The 24,042-nt window shown below is 60.3% G+C and carries 25 protein-coding genes; 13 read left to right on the forward strand and 12 right to left on the reverse strand.

Features of this window, described 5'->3' with window-relative positions; genetic code table 11:
* Positions 1–30: 30 nt before the first annotated feature.
* From EFD55_RS22805 to EFD55_RS22855, 11 genes are all read left to right on the forward strand, one after another.
* Entirely contained in the window at positions 31–1,041 is a 1,011-nt protein-coding gene (locus EFD55_RS22805) for an ABC transporter permease (protein ID WP_125847639.1), read from the forward strand.
* Positions 1,038–1,883: an ABC transporter permease gene (locus tag EFD55_RS22810; RefSeq protein ID WP_125847641.1), complete on the forward strand. Its 846-nt coding sequence runs from the start codon at positions 1,038–1,040 to the stop codon at positions 1,881–1,883. Before EFD55_RS22805 ends, EFD55_RS22810 begins: the two co-directional genes overlap by 4 nt.
* Positions 1,862–3,565 carry an ABC transporter ATP-binding protein gene (locus EFD55_RS22815; RefSeq protein WP_125847643.1) on the forward strand — a complete coding sequence of 568 codons (1,704 nt, stop codon included), beginning with the start codon at positions 1,862–1,864 and terminating at the stop codon, positions 3,563–3,565. The genes EFD55_RS22810 and EFD55_RS22815 overlap by 22 nt, the downstream gene beginning before the upstream one ends.
* Complete coding sequence (locus EFD55_RS22820; protein ID WP_125847645.1) at positions 3,562–4,653, forward strand: LLM class flavin-dependent oxidoreductase; 1,092 nt, start codon at positions 3,562–3,564, stop codon at positions 4,651–4,653. The genes EFD55_RS22815 and EFD55_RS22820 overlap by 4 nt, the downstream gene beginning before the upstream one ends.
* Positions 4,654–4,795: 142 nt before the next feature.
* Entirely contained in the window at positions 4,796–5,899 is a 1,104-nt protein-coding gene (locus EFD55_RS22825; RefSeq protein ID WP_125847647.1) for an LLM class flavin-dependent oxidoreductase, read from the forward strand.
* Positions 5,899–7,095: an acyl-CoA dehydrogenase family protein gene (locus EFD55_RS22830; protein WP_125847649.1), complete on the forward strand. Its 1,197-nt coding sequence runs from the start codon at positions 5,899–5,901 to the stop codon at positions 7,093–7,095. The genes EFD55_RS22825 and EFD55_RS22830 overlap by 1 nt, the downstream gene beginning before the upstream one ends.
* A 2-nt stretch (positions 7,096–7,097) precedes the next feature.
* Positions 7,098–8,081: a ketopantoate reductase family protein gene (locus tag EFD55_RS22835; RefSeq protein WP_125847651.1), complete on the forward strand. Its 984-nt coding sequence runs from the start codon at positions 7,098–7,100 to the stop codon at positions 8,079–8,081.
* Between the two features lie 38 nt (positions 8,082–8,119).
* Complete coding sequence (gene msuE / locus EFD55_RS22840; RefSeq protein ID WP_125847653.1) at positions 8,120–8,680, forward strand: FMN reductase; 561 nt, start codon at positions 8,120–8,122, stop codon at positions 8,678–8,680.
* A 254-nt stretch (positions 8,681–8,934) separates the two neighbouring features.
* The gene (locus EFD55_RS22845) at positions 8,935–9,948 is read left to right on the forward strand and encodes an ABC transporter substrate-binding protein (protein ID WP_125847655.1); all 1,014 of its coding nucleotides are present in this window, start codon (positions 8,935–8,937) and stop codon (positions 9,946–9,948) included.
* Between the two features lie 91 nt (positions 9,949–10,039).
* Positions 10,040–10,858 carry an ABC transporter ATP-binding protein gene (locus EFD55_RS22850; protein WP_125847657.1) on the forward strand — a complete coding sequence of 273 codons (819 nt, stop codon included), beginning with the start codon at positions 10,040–10,042 and terminating at the stop codon, positions 10,856–10,858.
* 11 nt (positions 10,859–10,869) lie between these two features.
* Positions 10,870–11,751: an ABC transporter permease gene (locus EFD55_RS22855; protein WP_125847659.1), complete on the forward strand. Its 882-nt coding sequence runs from the start codon at positions 10,870–10,872 to the stop codon at positions 11,749–11,751.
* A 75-nt stretch (positions 11,752–11,826) separates the two neighbouring features.
* Here the strand turns inward: EFD55_RS22855 and EFD55_RS22860 are convergent, their stop codons facing one another.
* From EFD55_RS22860 to EFD55_RS22910, 11 genes are all read right to left on the reverse strand, one after another.
* Entirely contained in the window at positions 11,827–13,230 is a 1,404-nt protein-coding gene (locus EFD55_RS22860; RefSeq protein WP_245438521.1) for a sensor histidine kinase, read from the reverse strand.
* Position 13,231: 1 nt separating this feature from the next.
* A complete protein-coding gene (locus tag EFD55_RS22865) occupies positions 13,232–13,900 on the reverse strand; it encodes a response regulator (protein ID WP_125847661.1) in 669 nt (222 codons plus the stop codon).
* Positions 13,901–14,322: 422 nt separating this feature from the next.
* A complete protein-coding gene (locus tag EFD55_RS22870; RefSeq protein WP_125847662.1) occupies positions 14,323–14,688 on the reverse strand; it encodes a type II toxin-antitoxin system VapC family toxin in 366 nt (121 codons plus the stop codon).
* The gene (locus EFD55_RS22875) at positions 14,682–14,897 is read right to left on the reverse strand and encodes a ribbon-helix-helix domain-containing protein (protein ID WP_125847664.1); all 216 of its coding nucleotides are present in this window, start codon (positions 14,895–14,897) and stop codon (positions 14,682–14,684) included. Before EFD55_RS22875 ends, EFD55_RS22870 begins: the two co-directional genes overlap by 7 nt.
* Before the next feature lie 330 nt (positions 14,898–15,227).
* Positions 15,228–15,953 carry an amino acid ABC transporter ATP-binding protein gene (locus EFD55_RS22880; RefSeq protein WP_125847666.1) on the reverse strand — a complete coding sequence of 242 codons (726 nt, stop codon included), beginning with the start codon at positions 15,951–15,953 and terminating at the stop codon, positions 15,228–15,230.
* A complete protein-coding gene (locus tag EFD55_RS22885) occupies positions 15,931–16,590 on the reverse strand; it encodes an amino acid ABC transporter permease (protein ID WP_125847668.1) in 660 nt (219 codons plus the stop codon). The genes EFD55_RS22880 and EFD55_RS22885 overlap by 23 nt, the downstream gene beginning before the upstream one ends.
* Positions 16,587–17,258, reverse strand: coding sequence for an amino acid ABC transporter permease (locus EFD55_RS22890; RefSeq protein ID WP_125847670.1), 672 nt, complete (start codon positions 17,256–17,258; stop codon positions 16,587–16,589). Before EFD55_RS22890 ends, EFD55_RS22885 begins: the two co-directional genes overlap by 4 nt.
* A gap of 75 nt (positions 17,259–17,333) precedes the next feature.
* Positions 17,334–18,119: a transporter substrate-binding domain-containing protein gene (locus EFD55_RS22895; protein WP_125847672.1), complete on the reverse strand. Its 786-nt coding sequence runs from the start codon at positions 18,117–18,119 to the stop codon at positions 17,334–17,336.
* Positions 18,120–18,122: 3 nt separating this feature from the next.
* Entirely contained in the window at positions 18,123–18,872 is a 750-nt protein-coding gene (locus tag EFD55_RS22900; RefSeq protein ID WP_125847675.1) for a GntR family transcriptional regulator, read from the reverse strand.
* A 555-nt stretch (positions 18,873–19,427) separates the two neighbouring features.
* Entirely contained in the window at positions 19,428–19,745 is a 318-nt protein-coding gene (locus EFD55_RS22905) for a sunset domain-containing protein (protein ID WP_125847677.1), read from the reverse strand.
* Positions 19,746–19,986: 241 nt separating this feature from the next.
* Positions 19,987–20,508: a SixA phosphatase family protein gene (locus EFD55_RS22910; protein WP_125847679.1), complete on the reverse strand. Its 522-nt coding sequence runs from the start codon at positions 20,506–20,508 to the stop codon at positions 19,987–19,989.
* Positions 20,509–21,264: 756 nt separating this feature from the next.
* Between EFD55_RS22910 and ampC the strand changes: the two genes are divergently transcribed.
* Positions 21,265–22,413 (forward strand): class C beta-lactamase, encoded by a 1,149-nt coding sequence (ampC, locus tag EFD55_RS22915; RefSeq protein WP_125847681.1) that lies wholly within the window; start codon positions 21,265–21,267, stop codon positions 22,411–22,413.
* Positions 22,414–22,640: 227 nt separating this feature from the next.
* Here the strand turns inward: ampC and EFD55_RS22920 are convergent, their stop codons facing one another.
* Positions 22,641–23,213, reverse strand: a complete 573-nt coding sequence (locus EFD55_RS22920; RefSeq protein ID WP_125847683.1) for a TetR/AcrR family transcriptional regulator — start codon at positions 23,211–23,213, stop codon at positions 22,641–22,643.
* A 108-nt stretch (positions 23,214–23,321) separates the two neighbouring features.
* Between EFD55_RS22920 and EFD55_RS22925 the strand changes: the two genes are divergently transcribed.
* Positions 23,322–24,008, forward strand: a complete 687-nt coding sequence (locus tag EFD55_RS22925) for a glutathione S-transferase family protein (protein WP_125847685.1) — start codon at positions 23,322–23,324, stop codon at positions 24,006–24,008.
* The last annotated feature ends 34 nt before the right edge of the window (positions 24,009–24,042 follow it).

The following is a 24,042-nucleotide window of genomic DNA, read 5'->3' on the forward strand; positions in this document are numbered from 1 at the left end:
TTCAACCGAGCAACGTAAGAAGGTGACGGCATGAGCAAAGCCTACCTCAACTACGCCGCAAAACGCCTCGTACAGGCGATCGTCGTGATCCTGCTGGCTTATGTCTTCACCTTCATCGTCGTCAGCATCCTGCCCGGCGACCCGATCACCAATGTCCTGAACAACCCGCAGAACGGCTTCACGCCGGATGAGATCAAGGAGATCATCGCTGCGCAGGGACTGGACAAACCGATCCCCGTGCAGCTCTGGAACGCCTTTTCCGGCTTCGTGACCGGCGATCTCGGCCTGTCCATGCGGACCAACAGGCCGGTGGCGACGCTGATCGGCGAGGTTCTGCCATCGACGCTCGTGCTTGCCTCGGCGGGCCTCGCGGTTGCACTTTTCTTGGCAGCGATCATCGCTTACGGCACACAATTTCTGCCCAGGCGGTTCGGCCAGGGCCTGCTGCGCGGCGTCCCCTCGCTGTTCCTGTCGGTTCCGAACTTCGTGATCGGGTTGGTGCTGATCCACCTCTTCGGTTTCCAGCTTGGCGTCTTTCGCGTCATCGAGCCCGACAGTTTCTGGGCAACGCTTTTTGCAGCGATCGCCCTCGGCATTCCGATCTCCGCGCAGATTGCCGAAGTCCTGATTGCCAATCTCGACCATGAGTCCGGCCAGGACTACGCCGCCGTCGCACGCGGCCGAGGGCTTGGTCAGATGCGGCTCTTCGTCATGCACCTGCTGAAGCCTTCATCGCTGCCGGTCATCACCGTCGTCGCTCTGACGATTGGCGAGTTGCTCGGCGGATCGCTAATCACCGAGACGGTGTTTGGCCGGAACGGGCTTGGCAGCCTGGTGCAGCGGTCCGTCAGCACTCAGGACCTGCCGGTTCTACAGGCGGTCGTTTCGCTCGCCGCGGTGGTTTTCGTGGTCGTCAACTTGATCGCCGACCTGACCTATCCGCTGCTCGATCCCCGCGTAAAACTTCTTGGCACGCAGCACCGTCGCCCCACGACCGCTGATGACAGCTCTCTCCCCATCTCCAAGGCGGTGACCCCATGACGCTCGCCTCTCTTTCTTCCACGCCCACGACACTGGTCGGCCGTCTGACGGGGCTGCGTGTGCCGCCGGTCGTCATCCTCTCGTTCCTGATCGTCACTCTGGCGATCGCCTGGTCCTTGGCCCCTGGCCTGTTCACCGGCTACGATCCGGTGAACGGCACCCCCGCCCAGAAATTGCTCGGCCCAAGTGCAGCGCACTGGTTCGGCACCGATCATCTCGGCCGTGACCTCTACGCACGCGTCGTCTATGGCACGGCCTCATCGGTAGCCAGCGCGCTGATCGCGGTCGTGATCGGCGTTGTCGCCGGGGGAATTATCGGACTGCTGGCCGGCTTCTTCGGCGGCTGGGTGGACACGGTCTTTGCCCGCCTCGTCGATGTCTTGCTGGCAATCCCCAAATTCCTGCTGGCAGTGATCGTCGTCACCGCAATCGGTTTCGACACGACGAATGCGGCAATCGCAACAGGCGTCTCCGCCGTTGCCCTTTTTGCCCGGGTGATGCGCTCCGAAGTCATCAAGACGAGGCAGGCGACATTCGTCGAATCGTCCTTCCTGCTCGGTGGATCGCGCTGGCATATTCTGTGGCGCCACGTGCTTCCGAACGCATCGCGATCGGTGCTTCCGCTCGCCGTCCTGCAGTTCGGCGATTCCATTCTGGTGATCGCCAGTCTTGCCTTCCTTGGCTACGGCGACCCGCCGCCTGCTTCCGATTGGGGCCTGCTGATCTCGATCGGCAAGGATTACCTCAAATGGCCCTGGCTGGTTTACGCCCCGGCCCTCGTCACGATCGCAACCGTTCTCTCTGTAAACAGGATCAGCCGATGGCTCCGCAAGACAGACTGACCACGTTTTTGAATCGCCCATCGTCCCCGTTGCTGCGGGCCGAAGGATTGTCGGTGGCCTATGGCACCCACAGGGTCGTGACCAATGTCGGCTTCGAGCTTGGACGCGGCAAAAGTCTCGCGCTGATCGGCGAATCCGGATCGGGCAAATCGACCATCGCCCGCGCCGTCCTGCGGCTGCTTCCCACAACGGGACACGCCACCGGCCGCGTCGAATTCGACGGCCAGGAGCTTCTGGCGCTTCCCGAGCGACGCTTCCGTCCATTCAGGGGACGCAGGATCGGCTTCGTGCCGCAGGATCCGGGCAACTCCCTGAACCCGGTTCGCACCGTCGGCGCGCAGGCAATGGAAGCTGCCGCACTTCTTGACGAACCGGACAAGGCGCTTCGCAAGGCACTTGTCCTGGAGACATTCGCGCAGGTCGGGCTCGACAATCCGCAGCGTGTCTACGACTCCTATCCGCATCAACTTTCAGGCGGGATGCTCCAGCGCGTTCTGATCGGGCTCGCCGTTCTGCCGCGGCCGTCGCTGCTGGTCGCAGACGAGCCGACCTCCGCACTCGATGTGACGATCCAGAAGCGCATTCTCGACCTTTTGTCGAAGCTGCAGGAGGAGCTGAAAATCAGCCTTCTCCTGATCACCCATGACCTGGCGATCGCAGCCGAGCGCGCGGATTCCATTGTGGTTCTCAAGGACGGCGCCATCCAGGAATCCGGAAACACCGCTACGGTATTCTCCGCCCCTTCCTCGTCCTACGCCAGAAAACTGCATGGCGATGTGCCAGCCCTCAACCCGGACCGGTACCGGCCATTGCGGGAGCCTGGTTTCCGGCACCTCAGCGCCAACCGCGAAAAGACACCGAAGATCGAGGTCAGCGGCGTAACGAAGAACTTCACCGTCGACGGCAAGGTTCTGACCGCCGTCAACGACGTCTCCTTTGACGTTCAGGCGGGAACGACGCATGCGCTGGTCGGGGAGTCCGGATCCGGAAAGACAACGGCAATCCGGCTTCTGCTCGGCCTGGAGCAACCCGACACCGGAAAGATCGCCGTTGGCGGCGAACAGGTGAACGGTCGGTCCCCCGAGCAGCTTCGCTCTGTCTGGCGGCACCTGCAGCTTGTCTATCAGAACCCGTTCACATCCCTCGACCCGACCTGGAACGTCGAGAAAATCGTGCGCGAGCCGCTGGACCGCTTCAAGATCGGGACACATCAGGAGCGGGCACTCGCGGTGCGCAAAGCGTTCGCAGATGTCGGGCTGGGGGAGCATCTCTTGTCCCGCAAGCCCGCCGCCTTGTCTGGGGGCCAGCGCCAGCGCGTTGCCATTGCCCGGTCGCTTGTCCTGAAACCCGATGTGATCGTGCTTGACGAGCCTACCTCGGCGCTCGACGTCAGCGTTCAGGCCGATATCGTCGAAGTGCTGCTGTCGCTGCAGGTCAAGCTCGGGCTCACCTATATCTTCGTGTCGCATGATCTGGCGCTGGTGCGCCAGTTTGCCCACACCGTCTCGGTCATGCAGCGCGGCAGCATTGTCGAGCACGGTACTGTCGGAGAGATCTTCGACACGCCCCGCCAGCCCTATACCCGTTCGCTGCTGGAATCGATCCCGTCAGGGGCCGCGCGTTTTGCGCGAACCCAGCCCCTGCAGCAGCGGCAGATCTTCAATGAGGAAAAGATCGCATGACCGCCGTCGCCACCGCCCCGGCACCGTCCGCGTCATTCCGTCCGAAGAAGCGGCTCGGGTTCAACACGCGCGTCTCGTTCAACGATGACACCGGCCCAGCCCATGGCTTGTGGGAAGGCATCGAGCTTTTCAAGGCGGCCGAACGTCTGGGCTACCAGTCAGGCTGGGCCTATCAGCGGCATTTCGACCACTATCTATCCTCGCCACTGCCCTTCTTTGCCGCGGCAGGTCAGCATACCAGCCATATCATGCTCGGCTCGGCCGTCATTCCGATGCGCTATCAGGACCCCATTCTGCTGGCGGAAGCCGCAGGCACGACCGACCTCCTGATCGGCGGCAGATTGGAACTGGCGATCTCGACCGGCTCGAACGCAGCCTTCGATGCCGTCTTCGGCACGGTCGAAACCGACGCCAGGACGGAAGCCAAGCGCCGTCAGGCGCGTTTTCTGTCCGCGATCTCGGGCGAGGTTCTGCACACCGTCGCAAAGCCCGGCCAGGCTGTCGTGGAAGGCAGCCAACTGAGGGTAACGCCGCACAGTCCGACTCTTCGCTCGCGCATCCGCCAAGGTTCCGCCAGCCTCGGGTCAGCGATCCAGGCCGCCGAACTCGGCATCGGGCTGATCGCCGGAACCGTACAGCACGATCACGCCCAGGGTGAGAGCTTCGGAAGCTATCAGGCCCGTTGTATCGAGGCTTTCCGGGCCATCTGGCGAAAGCAGCGGACAAGCGAGCCGCCGCCTGTCGCTGTGGCGGCCTCGGTCCTGGTCGGCACGACGCCAGAGCTTCGCGAAAAATATGCAGCCTATGATCTCGAGCGACGTACCCAGGGCATCGCCGCATCGCGGCCGAAGGGCGCGCTCGAACCGAACTCGCGGACCAACCAGCCGCCGGGAAGCCAGATCTCGCCGGTCTTTCACGGCACACCGGACCAGGTAATCGAAGCAGTGCTCAGTGATCCCGGGCTGGCAGCGGCCGACGAGATCGTTCTCTTCCTGCCGCCGGCCTTCGGCCTCGCTGAAAATATCCATCTGCTGACCGACCTCGCCGGGACCGTCGCCCCGAGCCTTGGCTGGTTGCCGGATTGGTAAAACCTCCGCTGGAATTTTAAACGCCGGTCGCCCTCAGTTAGAGATATTTTCTATAGTTTCAGTGTAAATAGAAAGACCTGTCTTCCTTAGCCTTTGTCTGCCGCCTAAATTTCGACCACCATCGACAATTAGAGGAGCTCCCATGACCGCGGAATTCATCAGCGTCAGCTTTCCCAACGCCTCGAACGACCTCAATCCCATCCCGGACGCTCCGGTCGATCCCCGCTATCTCGAGCGCTATTCGCGCGCCCTCGATGACTACGGCTTCAACTATACGCTGATCCCCTACTCGTCGTCGTCCTTTGACCCCTTTACCCTTGGCGCTACCGTTCTGGCGCATACGAAGAACATCAAGATCATCGTCGCGCTGCGGCCTAATACCGTCTACCCGACGGTTGCTGCCAAATCGCTTGCCACGCTTGACCAGTTGAGCGGCGGCCGTGTCGTCGTCCACTTCATTGCCGGCGGCAGCGACGAGGAGCAGGCGCGCGAGGGCGACTTCCTCAACAAGGAACAGCGCTACGAGCGGCAGGAAGAATATATTCGTATCCTGCGCCTCGCATGGACCTCGACCGAGCCCTTCGATTTCGATGGCAAATACTACCAGTTCAAGCAGTTCCGCAGCGCAGTGCGCCCCACGAATGGCACCATCCCCATCTCGGTCGGCGGGTCGTCGGATGCCGCCTACCGGATCGGGGGCTCGCTCGGCGACATCTTCGGGCTGTGGGGCGAGCCACTAGCGGAAACCAGGCAGCAGATCGAACGCATCTACGCCGAGGCGGCTAAGGCAGGCAGGACGGACCGGCCGCGGATCTGGGTGACGTTCCGCCCGATCGTCGCGGAAACCGACGAACTGGCCTGGGAGAAGGCCCACCGAGTGCTCGACCGTCTCAAGGACAACAGGGAAAGGGGCCTTCATCGCGCGCCGCCATCCGCCCCGCGCCCCGCCAATGTCGGATCGCAGCGCCTCCTTGATATCGCCGCGCGTGGCGACGTCCACGATCGCGCCCTCTGGTATCCGACGGTCACGGCGACCAATGCCTCCGGCGCCACGACCGCGCTCGTCGGATCACCGCGGACGATTGCCGATTCAATCCTCGACTATATCGATCTCGGTGCCGACCTGATCTCCATCCGCGGCTATGACAATTTCAACGATGCCGTCGACTACGGCCGCTATATCCTGCCGCTGGTGCGCGAGGGCATACGCGAGCGGGAAGAGGCAAAGAAGAAGGCCGCAGCCTGATGATCGCGCGCGACACAGCTTTCGATCCAAGCCTGCTGAGCGCCACGACGCGCGCGCTTGCGGACGCAGCTCCCGAGGCGGACCGGACGGGGGATTTTCCCTGGACGGGCATCCGTGCGGTTCATCAAAGCGGCCTGCTCGAAAGCACTGTCGCGACGAGATATGGCGGCGCCGGCGCAAGCCTCCACGAGGCCGCGACGATCCTTGCAGCCCTCGGACGGGGTGATCCGTCGGTCGCACTGATCAGCGCGATGACGATCTTCAGCCACCTCGGTCAGGCAACGAAGAGCCATTGGCCCGAGGACCTCTACAAACGCCTGATTAAACAGGCCAAGCAGCATCCACTGCTGCTCAACGCCGCGCGTGTCGAACCGGAACTCGGGTCGCCCGCCCGCGGCGGCCTGCCGGCAACGGTTGCCCGCCGTGCCGCATCGGGCTGGTCGATCACCGGCCGCAAGCGGTTCGTCACAGGCGCACACGGTCTGACCCATTTTCTCGTCTGGGCGCACACCGATGAAACGTCGGCCCGGGTGGGAACATTCGTCGTTCCAAACAAGCTCCCGGGCATTCGCGTCATCGAAAACTGGAAGAGCCTTGGCATGCGAGCCTCAGGCTCCCATGATGTCGAATACACCGACGTGGAAATCCCGCTGGAAAATGTCATCGATCTGGTCGATCCATCCGTTGCACAGCAGGACAACCGCGCCCATGCGGCGATCACGCTGGCGCTGACCGCGCTCTATCTTGGGGTGGCTGAAGCCGCTCAGGAGGCGTTCATCCGCTTTGCTCACGAGCGCGTTCCAACCAACCTTGGCCATCCGATTGCCCGCACGGAACGCTTCGTGACACTTTCCGGCGAAATCGACCTCCTCGTCTCCGGTGCCCGGCAGATCATTTTCGATGCCCTGAAGGACAAGCAAGCCGAGGCCGAAAAGCACATTCGGGCCCGGCTGCTTGCCGGCCGGCAGCTGCGCGACGCGGTGCAGATCGCCGTTCGCGGCATCGGCAATCCCGGCCTCGGGAACGAACTGGGGCTCGAGCGCCATTTCCGGGACATTCAGTCAGTGCTCGTCCATGCCCCGCAGGAAGACACGTCCATTTCCGTTCTCGGGCGCGCCGCCTTTGAACGTTGGAAGAGCGAAAAGGACACGCCATTGGCTCCTCCGGTCAATCTCACCGTATTGAAGACGGCCTGATCATGACACGCTACATCATCATCGGTGCCGGCGCAGTCGGCGCGAGCCTCGCGGCCGAGTTCGAAACGCATGGCATCCCCTATGTGCTCGTTGGGCGCGGCGCCCAGATTGCCCATATCGCCGCTCACGGTCTCTCGTATCGCCGGCCGGGCGGACACCGTGTGCTCCGGCTCAACACCGCCGACACGGCCGCGCCACCGGCGCTTCAGCCGGATGATATTCTGGTCCTTGCGGTCAAGGCGCAGGATGTCGAGTCGGCCACGGAATTCTGGGCCTGGCGGCAGGTCGAGGGTGCAGGCTTTGCATCAGAACTGCCTCTCGTGACGCTGCAAAATGGGCTGGCTGCGGAAGACATCGCGCTGCGGCGTTTCGATCGTGTTTATGCGGCCAGCATTCGTATTCCGGCGCGCTACACCGTCACCGGCGAGGTCGTCGTCGGGGGCGAGCCGAATGTCGGCATCGTCGCCCTGGGACGCTACCCCGAAGGGCTCGACCACAGGGCTTTGTCGATTGTCGCGGATCTTGCAAAGGCGGGTTATCTTGTCGAAGCGCGCCCCGACATCCGGCGATGGAAGGCAGCCAAGCTGGAACACAACGTCACCAATGCGGTCGAGCTTTTCGCAGGCGCTCCCGAGCTCCGCTCAAAGGCCGCAGCCGGCCTGGCGCAAGAGGCACGCGCTGTTCTCATTGCCGCCGGCTATGATCCAGCTGCACCTTCGGAGTGGAAGATCGACATCTCTTCCTGGCGCGTCGCACCAGAGAGCGGCATCAAGCCCGGCCAACAATCGACTTGGCAAAGCTTCACCCGTGGCACCACAAGTGAGGTCGACTATCTCAACGGCGAGATTGTCAGGCTCGCCCGTATCTACGGCATCGCAGCTCCTCTCAATGCAGCCTTTCAACAGGCCGCGGCAAGGCTTGCGCTAGAAGGCCGGCAGCCGGGCACGAGGGATATCGCCGAAATCGTTGGCGGTATTGCCGGTTAAGTTAGATGCAGTTTTGTAACGGGATTGAGAGGAAAGACATGGGAAACCCAAAGATCGTCGGGATGGCAGGGAGCTTCAGCCGACCTTCGAAAACGCGATCGCTGGTCCGGCATGTCGCCGAACTCGTGAGCGGCCGCTATGGCTTCGACATCGCCATCTACGACATGATAGATGTCGGGCCCTCGCTTGGCTCTGCCCTTTGGCGCAAGCAGCTCGATGAAAAGGCACAACATGTGCTGCAAGAGCTTGTCGCCGCCGATATCCTTATCATCGGCGCGCCGACTTATAAGGGCTCGTACCCGGGCCTCTTCAAGCACCTGATCGACCTCATTGATCCTCATGAGCTGAAGTCGAAGCCGATACTCATCACCGCAACAGGCGGCGGCAATCGTCATGCGCTGATGGTAGAGCACCAACTTCGCCCCCTGTTCGGGTTCTTTATGGCTCACACCCTGCCAACGGCCGTCTATGCATCGGATGATGATTTCCTCGACTATGCTGTTGCATCGGAGCACCTCAGCAAGCGGATCGAGGAAGCCGTGAGCGAGGTGGACGTCTTTTTCCCGGGACGAGTGCCGACGCGTGAAGCCGCGGAGTAGACACCACTCCTCATCGAATGTTGCGCTTGAGTGGTGGGACGGCAGCGAGGCCGTTCAAACCGCTACGTCGGACGTCCGCTCACCTTGAGGCAGTATATCGCCCTCTCCCGCAAATGACCTCTAACTGAAGATGCCGGCCATTCCTGAAAGCCGGTTGAAAGCTTCGTTGGGCTACGCAAAGCTCACGCATCGTGGAGGAGACACAATGTCCGTGGCTAAATTCGGTGCGCTCAACTTACCTGGAGGAGACTTTTATGCGGTTCACGCGCAAATTGTTCAATGGAATTGCTATCTCTGCAATTGCAGCCGCAGCATCGTTAGGCGCTTCGGCCACGCACGCTGCCGACAAAATCACGATCATGGTCGGCGGCTATGAAAAGCAGATCTATCTGCCGGCCAAGCTCGCCGAGAACCTCGGCTATTTCAAGGATGAAGGCCTCGATGTCGAGCTTCTGAACGAAGCTGCCGGTGTCGATGCCGAAAACCAGCTTCTGGCAGGCGCCGTTCAGGGCGTCGTCGGCTTCTACGACCACTGTGTCGACCTGCAGGCCAAGGGCAAATTCGTCGAATCCATCGTGCAGTTCAGCCAGGCGCCGGGCGAAGTGGAGCTCGTCTCAACCAAGCATCCCGAGATCAAGTCGCCGGCCGACTTCAAGGGCAAGAACCTCGGCGTCACCGGCCTCGGTTCCTCAACCAATTTCCTCACCCTCTATATGGCATCGAAGGCCGGCCTGCAGCCGGGCGATGTCGTGACGGTCCCTGTTGGCGCCGGCGGTACGTTCATCGCCGCCATGCAGCAGGATCAGATCCAGGCAGGCATGACCACCGAGCCGACCATCTCGCGTATGCTGAAGACGGGTGAAGCCAAGGTTCTCGTCGACATGCGCACGGTAGATGCGACGCGCCAGGCGCTCGGCGGCACCTATCCGGCGGCCTCGCTCTATCTCGAAAGCTCCTGGGTGAACGAGCACAAAGAAGAAACCCAGAAGCTCGCCAATGCCTTCGTGAAGACGCTAAAGTTCATCAACACGCATTCGGCGGCCGAGATCGCCGACAAGATGCCGAAGGATTTCTACGTCGGCGACAAGGATGGATACATCAAGGCGCTTGAAGAAGGTAAGGGCATGTTCACTCCAGATGGCGTGATGCCCGACGACGGCCCGAAGACGGTTCTGGCCGTGCTGTCCGAGTTCTCCAAGAACGTGAAGGGCAAGCAAATAGACCTTTCAAAGACCTACACGACCGAGTTCGTCAAAAACGCGAAGTAACTTCTGTCGCGACGGCTCCCGCCGTTTGGCGGGAGCGCAGCGCGCTATGGGCACTGCGTGCACGCCCGTAGAGGCACGCATAGGTATCACCATGCAGCAGGAAAACATGAAGACGCCTGCGGTCGAGCTGATCAATGTCAGCCGCCGCTTTGTGTCGCCAACCGGAAAATCCCTCACAGCCCTCCGCGACTTCAACATGACCGTCGAACGCGGCGAGTTCGTTGCCGTCGTCGGCCCGACCGGATGCGGCAAATCGACAACGCTCAACCTGGTGACCGGGCTTGCCCGTCCGAGCGCCGGAGAGGTTCGCCTGATGGGCGGCCCGATCACCGGCATCGACCGCCGCGTCGGCTTCGCCTTCCAGACCGATGCGCTCTTCCCTTGGAGGAACGTGATCGACAATGTGATGGCCGGACCGCTTTTTCGGGGAAAATCGAAGGCAGAAGCCGAAAAGAGTGCCAAGGACTGGCTGGCGCGCGTCGGCCTCTCGAAGTTTCTGCATCACTATCCGCACCAGCTCTCTGGCGGCATGCGAAAGCGCGTCTCATTGGCGCAGACCTTCATTAATGAGCCTGAGATCCTGCTGATGGACGAGCCGTTCTCGGCCCTCGACGTCCAGACGCGCACCGTCATGCACGAAGAGCTGTTGAAGCTTTGGGCCGAGCGCAAGGCGTCGGTCATCTTCGTCACCCACGACCTCGAGGAAGCCGTTGCGCTCGCCGACAAGGTCTACGTGCTGACGGCAGGCCCGGCGACGGTGAAATCCGTCTACTCGATCGATCTCCCGCGGCCGCGTGTCGTTTCCGAGATCCGCTACGAGCAGAGCTTCATCGCCTATTGCAAGACCATCTGGGACGACCTGCGCGAAGAGGTGGAAACCAGCTACCGCCGCGCAAGCGAAGCCGCCTGAGGGAGAGGACAATGACTGATACAACTTTTGTCGCGGGCTCCGCCGCGGTGTTTCGACCGGGAACCTCGGACGCGGAAATCGAGGCATCCGCGATGAAGGCGCTAAAGCGACGCACCGCGCTTGTCCGCTTCTGGCAGATCGCCATTCTCGCCTTCGTCATCGGCATGTGGGAGCTCTCCTCCAACATGCAGTGGATCGATCCCTTCTTCTACTCCAGCCCGAGCGGCGTTCTCGCGCGCCTTTACGAGTGGGCAACCGAGGGCACGACCGAAGGCTCGCTCTGGTACAATCTTTGGGTCACGATGGAAGAAGCGCTGATCGGCTTCTTCGCCGGTTCGATCACCGGTGTCTTCGTCGGCATCGGCCTTGGCCGCAACCGTTTCCTATCGGATATTTTCTCGGTTTATATCAAGGCGATCAACTCGATCCCGCGCGTCGTCCTCGCCCCAATCTTCATCATGATCATGGGGCTGGGACTTCCCTCCAAGGTGGCGCTCGCCTTCATCATGGTGTTCTTCGTGGTCTTCGCTAATGCCTTCCAGGGCGTGCGCGAAGCAGACCGGAACATGATCGCGAATGCTCGCATTCTCGGCGCCTCCGACTGGCAGGTGACGCGCACCGTCGTTATCCCCTCGGCTATGAGCTGGATCTTCGCCAGCCTTCACGTGTCGTTTGGCTTTGCGATCATCGGTGCGATCGTCGGCGAGTTCGTCGGCGCCCGCTTCGGCATCGGCCAGCTCATCTCGATCGCCAAGGGGACCTTCGATGCGGCCGGCATGTTCGCCGCGATCTTGCTTGTCATGGTGGTGACGCTTGTCGCCGAATACATCATGACGATCATCGAGAACCGCCTCGCCAAATGGCGTCCGCAGCAGCATGTCGACGCGCAATAATAGAGGCCATCCTCCCAAGCGTTCGGAAGGCCGGATCGCAAGATCTGGCCTTTTTTCATGCCCGTCTGTCCGGCACTATTTTTCGGCAGCGACCGGAAGCCGCACGCTCACCACGAGACCACCGCCATCGGCTTCGGCAAGCGCAACCGTTCCACCGGCGCCGTCGACAACTTCCCGGACGATCGAAAGACCCAAGCCGCTGCCGTCGCCTTCGGTGCCGAGCACGCGGTAGAACCGTTCGAAGACCTGTCCGCGCTCGTCCGCGGGAATGCCGGGGCCGTTGTCTTCTACGTCCAGCACGGCGAGAGTCTCCTCCCGCGTGACGGAAACCGTTACCTGGCCCCCGCGGCGTGTGTAGCGGATCGAGTTGTCGACAAGGTTGACAAGCATTTCGCGCAGCATCGTGCCATCGCCCTCCACCGGCACAGGCCCGGAGACTTCCAGGCCAATATCGATATCGCGTTGCAGGGCCTGCTCTGCATGGGCCGCGACGATGTCCCTGGCGGCGGCAGCGAGGTCGATCGTGTCGCTGCGGGGCCGTCGGCTGCCCGGCTCCGCGCGCGACAGGGTGAGAAGCTGGCTCGCCAGGCGCGACATGTGGCGCGTGCTGCTGCGCAGTGCCTGCAAGGCCTCGTCGCGCCTAGCCTCGTCCGTCTCGCGCGCAGCGACGCTGGCCTGCGTGGACATCAAGGCAAGTGGAGTCCTGAGCTGGTGCGCGGCATTGGAAACAAATCGCCGCTGCGCCGCCATCTGGTTCTGAACACGTTCCATGTGATCGTTCAGAGCGCGCACCAGCGGCTGAAACTCGGTCTGCACCATGCCCGGCGAGAGGGGATCGAGCCGCTCACGTCCGCGGGCGCGCACGGCATCGCGCAGACGGAGCGCCGGCGCAAGCCCCCGCTGCAGTCCGATAATGGTGACGACACCGGCGAGCAGAACGAGGATGAACTGCTTGGTGAAATCGTCCAGCCACAGGCGCCTTCGCAGCGCATATTGGCTGTTGTGAGTAATCGCGACGGTGACGGAAATATCGCCGTCGTCAGGGAGGCCGACGACCGGGTGATTGAGCGTCAGCGCGCGAACGGTCGAGTTGCGGAATGTCACGTCCTGGCCCGTGCGCTCGACGCTCGGCAGCGGCAGATCGGGAAAGCCGCTGACCAAATTCCCCCAGGCGGTGATGACCTGATAGAAGACCTGATCGCCATAACCGGTATCGAACATCTCGAGGGCTGCCGGCGGGATGTCCGCCTCGACATTGCCCCCCTCGTCGACGCGTACGGCTTCGGCAATCACCCGCGCCGAGCTCAGCAATGTGCGGTCGGAAACCAGCTTTGCGGTCTGGTCGGCCGTTTGGTAGCTATCGTAGAGATTGAAGCAGATTGCGCCGACCAGGGTGAGCACGACCCACGCCAGCAGCTGGGCGCGCAAACTCTGCCGCAAATTCCAGACGGCGCCGAGCATCATGCCCAAACGGCGCATTCTAGGAGGCATCCCGCAGCAGATATCCGAGCCCACGCAGCGTTGCGATCTGGGCAGAACTCGATTCAAGCTTTTTGCGTAGTCGGTGAACATAGATTTCGATGGCACTCGGGTCCGCCTCATCGTCGAAGCCGAAGATGCTTTCCGAAAGCGCTGCCTTGGACACCGTCGTTCCGACCCGGGTAATCAGATGCTCCAGAACCGCATGTTCTCTGGGCGTCAAAGCAAGGGGTTCACCGTTGATTGAGAACTGCCTGGTGGCTCCAGCAAAGATCAGATCGCCGACGGCGACCTCGGGAGCGGCGCGATCCTGCCCGCGTCGAACAATGGCACGGATACGGGCCTCCAGTTCGGCGATCTCGAAGGGCTTGGCAAGATAATCGTCCGCTCCGCCATCAAGACCCGCCACGCGGCCGTCAAGGCTGGCATTCGCCGTCAGAATAATGACGGGAACCTTCTCTCCACTTTGTCGGAGCCGCTTCAAAAGCGTCATCCCGTCAATCTTGGGAATGGAAAGATCAAGGATCACGGCCGCATAGCTCGCGACCTTCAGCATCAATTCGGCGTCTTCGCCATCGAAAGCTATGTCGACCGCATATTGTGCCTGGCGGAGTGCCTTTGCGAGCCAATCGGCGAGCTCCTTATTGTCTTCAACGATGAGGATTTTCATGGAGAAGTTATACCATCTCGCTCTAGGGGAATGGAAGCTTGCCCTTTTCAACCCTGATTCCATTTTTGTAGATGGTTGGGGTAAGAGGCGGCGAGCGAGGTTTGCTCGCTGTTGATAGGCGAGTTAAGAGGGCTCTGTTGCACCAAGTCCGCGTGGTTGGGGATACCGGGTGTTTTCCGTTGTTACGCGGTCTGTCCCTCGAGATTCCGTGCGAGTAAAGCTACCCGCTTCCGTCGACCCACTGAGCCCAATGCCGAAAGCTCGCTCAACGATACGAGCTTGAGACTATGGCGTCGATGAGCGATGATCCGCAAATCAGCCTGCCTGCAGTCGCACGCTGACATCCCCTCCGGCCCTTGCTGGAAAGCACGGCCATCAGGCGCCAGCTACACCACTCATTGGGACACCATCCAGACATGCCTTCAGATTTCGTATGGCACTCGTATGTCCGGCATTTCGCGAGGGAAATCCTTCGTGTTTCGGGTGATCAGCAACATCGAGTGAACATTAGCCGTTGCCCAGATGATGGCATCACGAAGCTTGATACGATGAAGTTGTCGCAGAGATACTGCTCGTTCGGCTATGGCGTTATCGACAGCGATGACCGCAAAGCCAGCCAGGAAAGCGCGCGTTCCGATCGTCACCTCAGGCTTGGCACCGACGAGAACCTCCATCCAGGTGATAATGCTAATCGACTTTTCGCGATATCTTGTCAGTTCGTCTCGCGCTTGCGGAACTGCGTTGAGATAGTCGATCAACACATTGGTGTCGAACAGAGACTTTACCATTCGCTGCGCATGTTTTCTTCATAGGTCAAACCATCGATCTTTCGATCGCCCCAGAGCCCGAACGCTTCTGCTTCAATATCGGCATTGTTCCTAGCAAGAAAGTCATTGATCGCCTTTCGGATCAGCGCTGCTCTCGACATTTTTTCCCGCTGTGCCAGCCGGTCCAGCGCTTTGACTTCTGGGTCGCCGATATCTACCAACGTTCTCATGAGATAAGGTCCGATATATGATATCGGCTATATATATCATGGCTGATCAGTATCTTCAATGGCCACTAGGCGTTAGCTCACTACCAGGCCGCGAGTCTGGAGTTTGGCCCTTGCTGAGGCAAATGTCTCGTCGCCTATCGTAGGTCCGGCAGCGGGGATCGCCGGTTGGATATCAACCCTGCGCAATCGCATGCAGTTGATAGGAATCGAACCGCTGGGCACCGACCCATCGATGCCGCTGTAAGCCCTGTTGGCAATTAATTTACTGATTTGCAAATGAAGCGACGCGCTATAGTTCAGTGGAAACCCAAGATGAATGCGCACTGATATCTAGTTGACGCCGAGAAACTGCTTCAGTTCTGCCGTCTGCGGATTGGCGAAGACTTCCTCTGGCCGGCCTGCTTCGTGGACCCGGCCCTGATGCATGAAGACGACACGGTTGCAGACGTCGCGGGCGAACTTCATCTCGTGGGTTACCATCAGCAGAGTCATGCCCTCGGCCGCAAGCTCGCGCACGACGGCCAGGACTTCGGCGACCAGTTCCGGATCGAGCGCGGAAGTGATCTCGTCGCAGAGGAGTGCTGCCGGCTGCATCGCGAGCGCGCGGGCAATGGCGACGCGCTGCTGCTGGCCACCCGACAGCTCATCCGGATAGGCATCGAACCTGTGGCCCAACCCCACTCGCTCCAGCATCTTGCGGGCGGTGGCTTCGGCTTCGGCCTTCGGGGTCTTCTTGACCACGGTCTGCGACAGCACGACGTTGCCGCCGACCGTCAGGTGCGGGAAGAGGTTGAACTGCTGAAAGATCATGCCGACCTTGAGGCGCAATGCCTTCAGATGCACTTCGTCATCGAGGAGCTGCGCGCCGGCCACGGAGATCGAGCCATCGGTGATGGTCTCCAGACCGTTGATGCAGCGAAGCAGGGTCGATTTACCGGAACCGCTCTTTCCGATAATGGCGATGACTTCGCCGGCCTCGACATCGAGATTGATGCCTTTCAGCACCTCGGTGGCGCCAAAGCTCTTGCGGACTTCAGTGATTTCGATGAGCGACATTGAGCTTCCTTTCCAGGATCTGGCTGCTTTTCGACAAAGGCCAGCAAAGGGCGAAGTAGATGAGGGCGACGAGCCCGTAGACGGTGAAGGGCTGGAAGGTGGCATTGGTGACCACGGTGCCGGCTTTCGACAATTCGACGAAGCCGATGATCGAGGTCAGCGCCGTACCCTTGACGATCTGAACGGAGAAACCGACCGTGGGCGGTATGGCGACCCTCAGCGCCTGCGGCAGGATGACGTAGCGCATCTGCTGCAGCCGCCCCATGCCAAGGCTGGCAGAGGCTTCCCATTGACCCCTAGCGACCGCTTCGACGCAGCCGCGCCAGATTTCCGCGAGGAAGGCGGCACTCCACAGGATGAGCGCCAATCCCGCAGCAAGCCATGCCGGCACGTCTATCCCGAAGAGGCCGAGGCCGAAAAAGGCGATGAAGAGCTGCATTAGCAGCGGCGTGCCCTGAAAGAGCTCGATATAATATTTCGCGACTGTCCTGAACGCTTTGCGCTTGCTGATACGCAGGAAGAGCAGCCCCAGTCCGACCACGCCGCCGCCGATGAACGAGACGAGCGAAAGAAGGATCGTCCAGCGGGCGGCAAGCAGCAGGTTGCGCAGGATGTCCCAGAGTGTGAACTCGATCATCGCGCCGCCCTCCTCGGGAAAATGAATCCGCCGACCACCGCAAGGACCTGCCGCAGCAGGATCGCCAGCGCGAGATAGATCGATGTCGAGACGATGTAGGCCTCGAAGGCGCGGAATGTTCGCGATTGTATGAAGTTCGCGGCAAAGGTCAGATCCTCGGCGGCGATCTGCGAGACGACCGATGAGCCGAGCATGACGATGACCACCTGCGACGACAGGGCCGGCCAAATGCGTTGCAGCGACGGCACGAGAACGACATGTCGGAAGGTTTCGAAGCGCGTCATTGCAAGGCTCTCGCCGGCCTCGAACTGGCCCTTCGGGGTTGCCTGAATGCCCGCGCGGATAATCTCGCAGCTGTAGGCGCCAAGGTTAACGACCATCGCAAGGTTGGCGGCCGTCAGTTCGGAAAGCTTGAGGCCGAGCGACGGCAGACCGAAAAAGATGAAAAAGAGCTGGATCAGGAACGGCGTGTTGCGGATCAATTCGACATAGATCGCGACGACCGGCTTCAGCCAGGTCGGCCCGAGCGCGCGCACCCAGGCGCTGAAGATGCCGAGCGAAATGCCGAGCACGCCACCGATCGCGATAAGCTCCAGCGTGACCAGTATGCCCTTGATGATCTCAGGATAATATTGAAGCAGCCATCCGAATTCGAAATGATAGCTCAAGGAATTGTCCCCTCTTCTGGCGACGGAGCGGCACATCATCCCGCGCGCGGGATGATGTGCGGAAGACCGGTTTCCTTACAGATCCGACGGGAGATCGGCGCCGAGCCACTTCTTCGAGATGGCGTTGAGCGATCCATCGGTCTTGGCGGCGGCGATAATGCCGTTCACCTTCTCGAGAAGAGCCGCCTGTTCCTTGTTGAGGCCGATGTAGCAAGGCGAGTTCTTGATGAGGAACTTCATCTCAGGGCGCTTGGGAGGGTTCTTGGCGAGGATCGCAGCAGCGACGACGTTGCCGGTCGCGATGGTGTCGACTTGGCCGGACAGGAAGGCCGAGATGGTGCCATTATTGTCCTCGTAACGCTTGATCGTTGAATCGGCTGGCGCGATCTTCGTCAGCTCGAGATCCTCAACCGCGCCGCGCGTGACGCCGATGCTCTTGCCGGAGAGATCCTCCACCTTGGCGATCGCAATATCGGCCGGCGCGAACACGCCGTTGAAGAAGGGTGCGTAGGCTAAAGAGAAGTCGATCACCTTTTCGCGCTCGGCGTTCTTGCCGAGGCTTGATATGACTAGATCGACCTTATTCGTCTGCAGATAGGGGACGCGGTTGGCGCTGGTGACCGGCACGAGTTCGGTCTTGACGCCCAGCTTTTCGGCAATGAGATTGGCCACATCGATATCGTAGCCCATCGGCGCCATATCGGTGCCGACGCTGCCGAAGGGCGGAAAATCCTGCGGGACGGCGACACGCAGCGTACCGCGCGCCGTGATGTCGGCGAGAGCATCGGCGTGAGACGCGGAGCCGAAGCCGAAGGTTGCAGCCAGGGTCGCGATTGCGAAGAAGACTCGTCTTGTAAGCATATTTTAATTGCTCCTTTGAAGTAGTGGTTTTTTGGGTCTGACAGTTGGGCCGGAGGCCACGGTCTTGGGAGGGAGTGACAGGGAACTGCGCAATTCCGAGAGCGGGTCCGGGCGCGTGGTCAGGTCAAGGCCCATTTCCACTTCATCCAGATGTTCGACAGAAAGTTCCGCGGCTCTGACGAAATCGCCCGCCTGCATGGCCTCGAAGATGCGGCAGTGCCCATCGTGGGACTGTGCGGCATGAAATTCAGACTGATAGAGCATCGAGATGAGGATCGTCCTCGCGGTGAGATCACGCAGGATATCGACGATGATGGCGTTCCCGCTCAATTCTGCGATGCGGATGTGAAAATCGCCCATCAAATAGGTGAGGCGCTGCCGGTTGCCCGAAGCCAGCGCTCGCTTTTCCTCGTTCAAATGCGCATCGAGAGCGCTACGCCCCTCGTCCGTCAGTGCGCACATGCTGCGCAACAATCCGGCCTCGATAACGCGCCGTGCCTCATAGACCGCGATCGCGTCTTCGGCGGACGGCTCAATGACAAACCAGCCCCGTCTCGGACTGACATGCACAATGCCGCGTGTTTCCAGGCGCATCATGGCTTCACGAACGCGGGTGCGGGACACGCCGAAGAGGGCTGCCAGCTGGTTTTCACTGAGACGCGTCCCAGGCCGGATCTTGGCTGAAAGAATCCCGGAAACGATCGTTTCTTCGATGGTCTTCTGCGTGGTCTCGGATGTCTGGCTATCTTGCATACAAGACAGAAAGCAAAGCTCGTGCCAAAATTCTGCGTTCAGGATTTCCGGGACGTCTCGGATTCTTCACCTCGGATTTGCACGCTGGGAATGCAGACTGAACGTAAATTGAGCGGGTGCCGCAACTCGTTGTCAACCGGGATCGGCGCCGGCTGCCCAAAGCCGATAAAGCCCCTTCCCTCTCGAAAGCCGCTTGCGGCAAGATCGGTTCGGTTTACCTAGTCACTACAGTCCAGGAAATGGCGAATGTAGCCATCGCGACCAGAGGATAAGGGAGGCGGACCAGTCCATCGTTCGAGTTTTCGGTGGCATGGGTGCCCCCAGCCGTTGCGCCCAAGCGAGGTTATTCGCTTAGATAGATCCAAGCCATCTCGGGCAGGCGCTTGACGCGGATGCTCGAGGCTTTGCCGGCGGTGCGAAACGCTTCGAAGCGCTCCTGCAGAAGGAGGGGCGTTGCGGACTACTTGCCATTAAGCTTTTGCGCTTTCACGCTTTCACACCCCCGAGCCATTTCGACCGACCATAGTGTGTGTGCCCTTAATATCCCCCAATGCATCAGGCCTTCGATTTCCTCCAGCCGGCCGCCCAAGCTTCAAACTCCGAGCAGAACCACCGTTCTCCATACTGGGGGCTGATCTTCGTCTGTGAGTAGTATCGCTGCCCCGGCACGTGGAAGATGCGCTCGCCCGTCTCGATGCTGATGTTGCCCTTGATCTTGCATGAGTGTCCGGAGCCGCCTGAAACGTTCCAGGACGCAAGCAGGTCGCTCAGGGTCATGCCGCCGGCTGCACCAAACGCGAGCGCACCGATGAGCAAACCCGGCGCCTTAAACAGCACCGATTTCTTCTGCGGATTGCGAAAACCCTGACGCATGCCCCCAAATCTCCGCCATTTCGCGCAAAAGATCGTAATCGTGTTGGCGCATGGCGAACATCTATCCAAAAGGGGTAACTCGCTCATTCCATCCTGACGGGGCACCAGGGCTGAAGACGGGTAATCGGGCCAATTCGGCGTTGTCGAACCATCTGCCGTGAACGGCCCGTTCGGAACCGGCGAAGGGTAGAATCAGCGCTGTGCACCATATCCACCAAGTTCAAACCGGAAAGTGACCTTATCATCCCAAGGATCGCGGGGTTACGAATCGTGCGAGATAACCGGTGCCCGCCGCAATCTCGTCCCATCCGTCGAGATCGAGGTCGATGACGGCGAGTCCGGCCGTCGGGAACTTCTCCCGCATGCGCCCCACGGCATCGGCATCGCCGTCCGCCACGATAAGCCAGGCCGCATTCTCGATGCCGGGATTGTGGCCGATGACGAGCAGCGTGCGGATGCCAGGTTCGACGGCCCGGATCATATCGAGGATGCGCTCGGCCGACACCTCGTAGATATCCGCCGCCTCGCGTTCGGACACCTTTTTCGAAAGGGCCGCGCGGACGAGCTTCCAGGTTTCCCGCGCCCGGCGGGCCGGCGAGACGAGGACGAGATCGGGGATCAGCTTCTCGCGCGCCATATAGGCGCCGATGACGGGTGCTGCCTTGCGCCCGCGAACCGCCAATGGCCGTTCACGGTCGGCCACACCGTCGGGCCAAGCGGATTTGGCGTGGCGCAGAAGGATGAGGCGGTGTTTCGGCAGCATGGGTTCAGCGTCATTTTATCGCGAGGCCGATGTCATATCATAAGCTAGAGCCTCGTTTCGTGTTGACTCCTGGAGCATGAGGGGCCGCTCTTGATATAGGTCGCAAACTGGCGGATGACACTGGCAGGTCCAGTTGTTTCGTCCTGCATTTGCGAAACTTAGGCATCCCGCGGATTTCGGCGTCGGCGATGGCCGATCGGACGTAAAGCGCGTCTTGTCAGAAATCGAAATCGAGCTTGACCGCGCTGACGAAACTCTAGACCTGGTCCCGAGTTCCGATCTGCTTGGAGAACCGCAACCCAAAGCGAGTATTTTCGGCTTTTTTTGAGGATTGATCGCCATAATTGCCTGCGTCACGATGAGCGCAGGCTACCCCTGGCTTCGCCGCCCACTCTCAAGCTGAGCGGCGCATTACAAGGTTGTCGATCAAGCTCTCAGTCAGCCTTTCGTATGTCCCACCGCGCTTGACATAGGCGGCCAGCAGCGGGCCGAAATCGAGCGCCGTTCGTCTCTCCAGGATTCGACGGCTGGAATGAAGCTCGAAGCCGCTGCTTTATCGCCTCAACAGCAAGCGCGCCATATGCGGCTATTTCCCGATTAAGATATGCCACGCGTGCCATGGCGTGACTTCCATTCAAATCCTCTTCAAGGTTCCTTCGCTGGAAGCGCGAAGTCTGGCCGCGCCACAACTTTGCCCCAACGATGACTGATCCCAGCGAGACCCTCTCGGGGAATGTGGATTTGGAGCAATATAGAATGGATAAGTGTTCGTACCTCGTGGCGTTTTCTATCGCGGTACTCGCCTCAAGTGGCTCAATTGCGAAGGCCGACGGGTTTGCTGAGAAGGCGCAAGCTTCATTCGAACCCGTGGTAAAGGAATACGATATTCCCGGACTCGTCGTCGGAGTTACCAGGAACGGCAAACATGAGTTTTATGCGGTCGGGTTGGCATCGCGTGCCGACAACCGTCCGGCCACCCCTGATACGCTGTTTGAGCTCGGCTCGATAAGCAAAATTTTCAACGTGACGCTTGCGGCATTGGCCGAAGAACGCGGAAAGCTCAGCCTCAGTGATACGGTTGCACATCACGTCTGTGTCGACGCATGCTCAATTGGCGACAAGCTTACACTCATGGATTTGGCAACACATCATTCGGGCGGACTGCCATTGCAGGTGCCGGACAACGTTTCGAACGTAGATGGGTTGGTGAGCTGGCTGAAGGATTGGCACCCGCCGCAACCGGGAACGCGAAGCTACTCTAACGTCGGCATCGGGATGCTCGGCTACATATCTGGCAAAGCCATGGGCTCCAACTACAAGCAGGCCTTGCAGGACGTGCTCTTCCCTGCGTTCGGACTCCGCCATACGTGGATAGACGTTCCTAAGAGTGACATGAGCCAGTACGCTTTCGGCTATGACCGAAAGACCAATGCGCCAATTCGGGTGAGCCCTGGGGTCTTGGACTCGGAGGCCTATGGCGTGAAGTCGAGTGTCCGAGACATGCTAACAGTTCTTGATGTGGAGTTGGGGCACGGGAAGGCTCCCGACGAATTGCGCAAGGCGGTTGAGAGAACCCATGAAGGTCAGTACAAAACTGCCTTTTTCACCCAGGATATGATTTGGGAGCAGTACCCGTGGCCCACCGACCTGCAGACCATGACGTCTGGCAATGGCTATGATTTCATCATGAAGCCACAGCCAGCCGAAAAAATCAGCCCATCGCTTCCTCCCCAGAAGAATGTGATCCTGAACAAGACCGGTTCGACGAACGGGTTTGGCGGTTACATCGCTATGGTGCCGAGCGAGGACATCGGCGTTGTTGTGCTCGCTAACAAGAACTACCCAAACGAAGCCCGCGTGAAGGCGACCTACTCCCTGATCGAAGCATTACTGTCCAAAAAATAGATGTCATTTTTGGCCGAACCGGACTCGACCTAAATGTCCGCTTCGGCCGAATTGGCATGTTCACTGCGCGACAATTCTGCCGAGCTTTCATTCCTGGACTACCGGAAATCTCGGGCTTTAGGGAATGGGCTCGCCATAGTATCGGGCTCGGGATAAGTCCCCTTATGCCGAATTCGGCATAAGGGCACGAACATATTTCTTGGCCGAAGCCCCGCCGGACGAGGGCTTCACAGAATAAGGCCCGTAGTCCGATAGGCCCGGATCGTACGATCGTAAATGCTGATGTCCTGGCAGCCGCGCGCGACTAATTGGGCCCCCTCGATGGCAGCAAAGATCGCCATCCCGTGTTCCTGCAAATCCTGCTCGCTCGCGGAAGGCTTTGCCCGTGAGAGCACCTTGATAAGCCAGCCGACGTTCATCGCGGCGAATTTATCGACCTCGGCCCGGACCTCCGGGGGAAGGTCGTCGAGTTCCGCGCTCATAATGCCGCACAGGCACATGCGATTATCGTTGGCCAGGGCGGCGCGAAAGATATCCGCGTATCTTTCCATGCACCAACTCGCATCGTTGGAAGTGGCCAGCAGCTCCGCCAGATAGGCCGCCCCTTCCTCGGTATAGCGACGCGCCAATGCCGCGCCGAGGTCGCCCTTGGTGGGGAAGTGGTAGTGCACGCTGGCACTTTTGATGCCGACTTCTTTCGCGAGCTCACGAAAGCTGAGGGCATTGTAGCCGTGGGCCTGCACCGTCGCCTTAGCAGCAACCATGACCGCCTCACGCATGTCGTTCTTCGTTCTAGCCATCGCCGTTCCATACCTATCACTCGATAGATAGTTGTTGACGCCGCAAAAGGGAAGAGCTAAGCGTGGATCGCAACCTATCTATCGATAGACAGACAAAAGGAGTCTCCCATGCAAATCTTCGATCGCCCCGGCTTTCCCAATCCAGCCCGTATCCGCATCGTGCTCGCCGAGAAGGGCCTCGAGCCGCAGGTAGAGTTCGTCTCCGTCGACCTCATCGGCGCCGAACATAAGCAACCCGCCTTCCTCGAAAAGAACCCCTCGGGCGTGCTGCCGGTCCTCCAGCTCGAAGACGGCACCTACATCAGTGAGGCTACCGCCATCACTGAATATCTCGACAATCTCGACGGCGATCCGCGGCTCACCGGCAAGACGCCGAAGGAAAAGGCCGTCATCCACATGATGCAGAAGCGGGCCGAGACCGAGCTGCTCGATGCCGTCGGCAACTACTTCCATCACGCGACGCCGGGCCTTGGCGCCGAGCTGCAGGTGTTCAAGAGCCCGGAATGGGCTGGCCGTCAGGACTGGGGCAATCGCCAGCGTGATAAGGCAGTCGCGGGCATGAGGTACTTCGACACGGTGTTGCAGGACCGGTCGTTCGTCGCCGGCAATGCATTCTCGATGGCCGACATCACAGTGTTTGCCGGGCTGATGTTCGCGGACGCCGCCGGCATTGCCATCCCTGACGATCATTCTGCGCTGAAGTCCTGGCGCGCAAAGGTCTCAGAACTCCCAAGCGTCAAGAATCGCAGCGGCCAGATGTTCGTCGCCGAGGATCTGCGCAGGCTCGGCTTCTAATCACCCGCAGGAAAGCGGTGCGAACACCGCACCG

Origin of the sequence: Rhizobium pisi, assembly GCF_003938655.1 — a bacterium.
Lineage (GTDB): Bacteria > Pseudomonadota > Alphaproteobacteria > Rhizobiales > Rhizobiaceae > Rhizobium > Rhizobium pisi.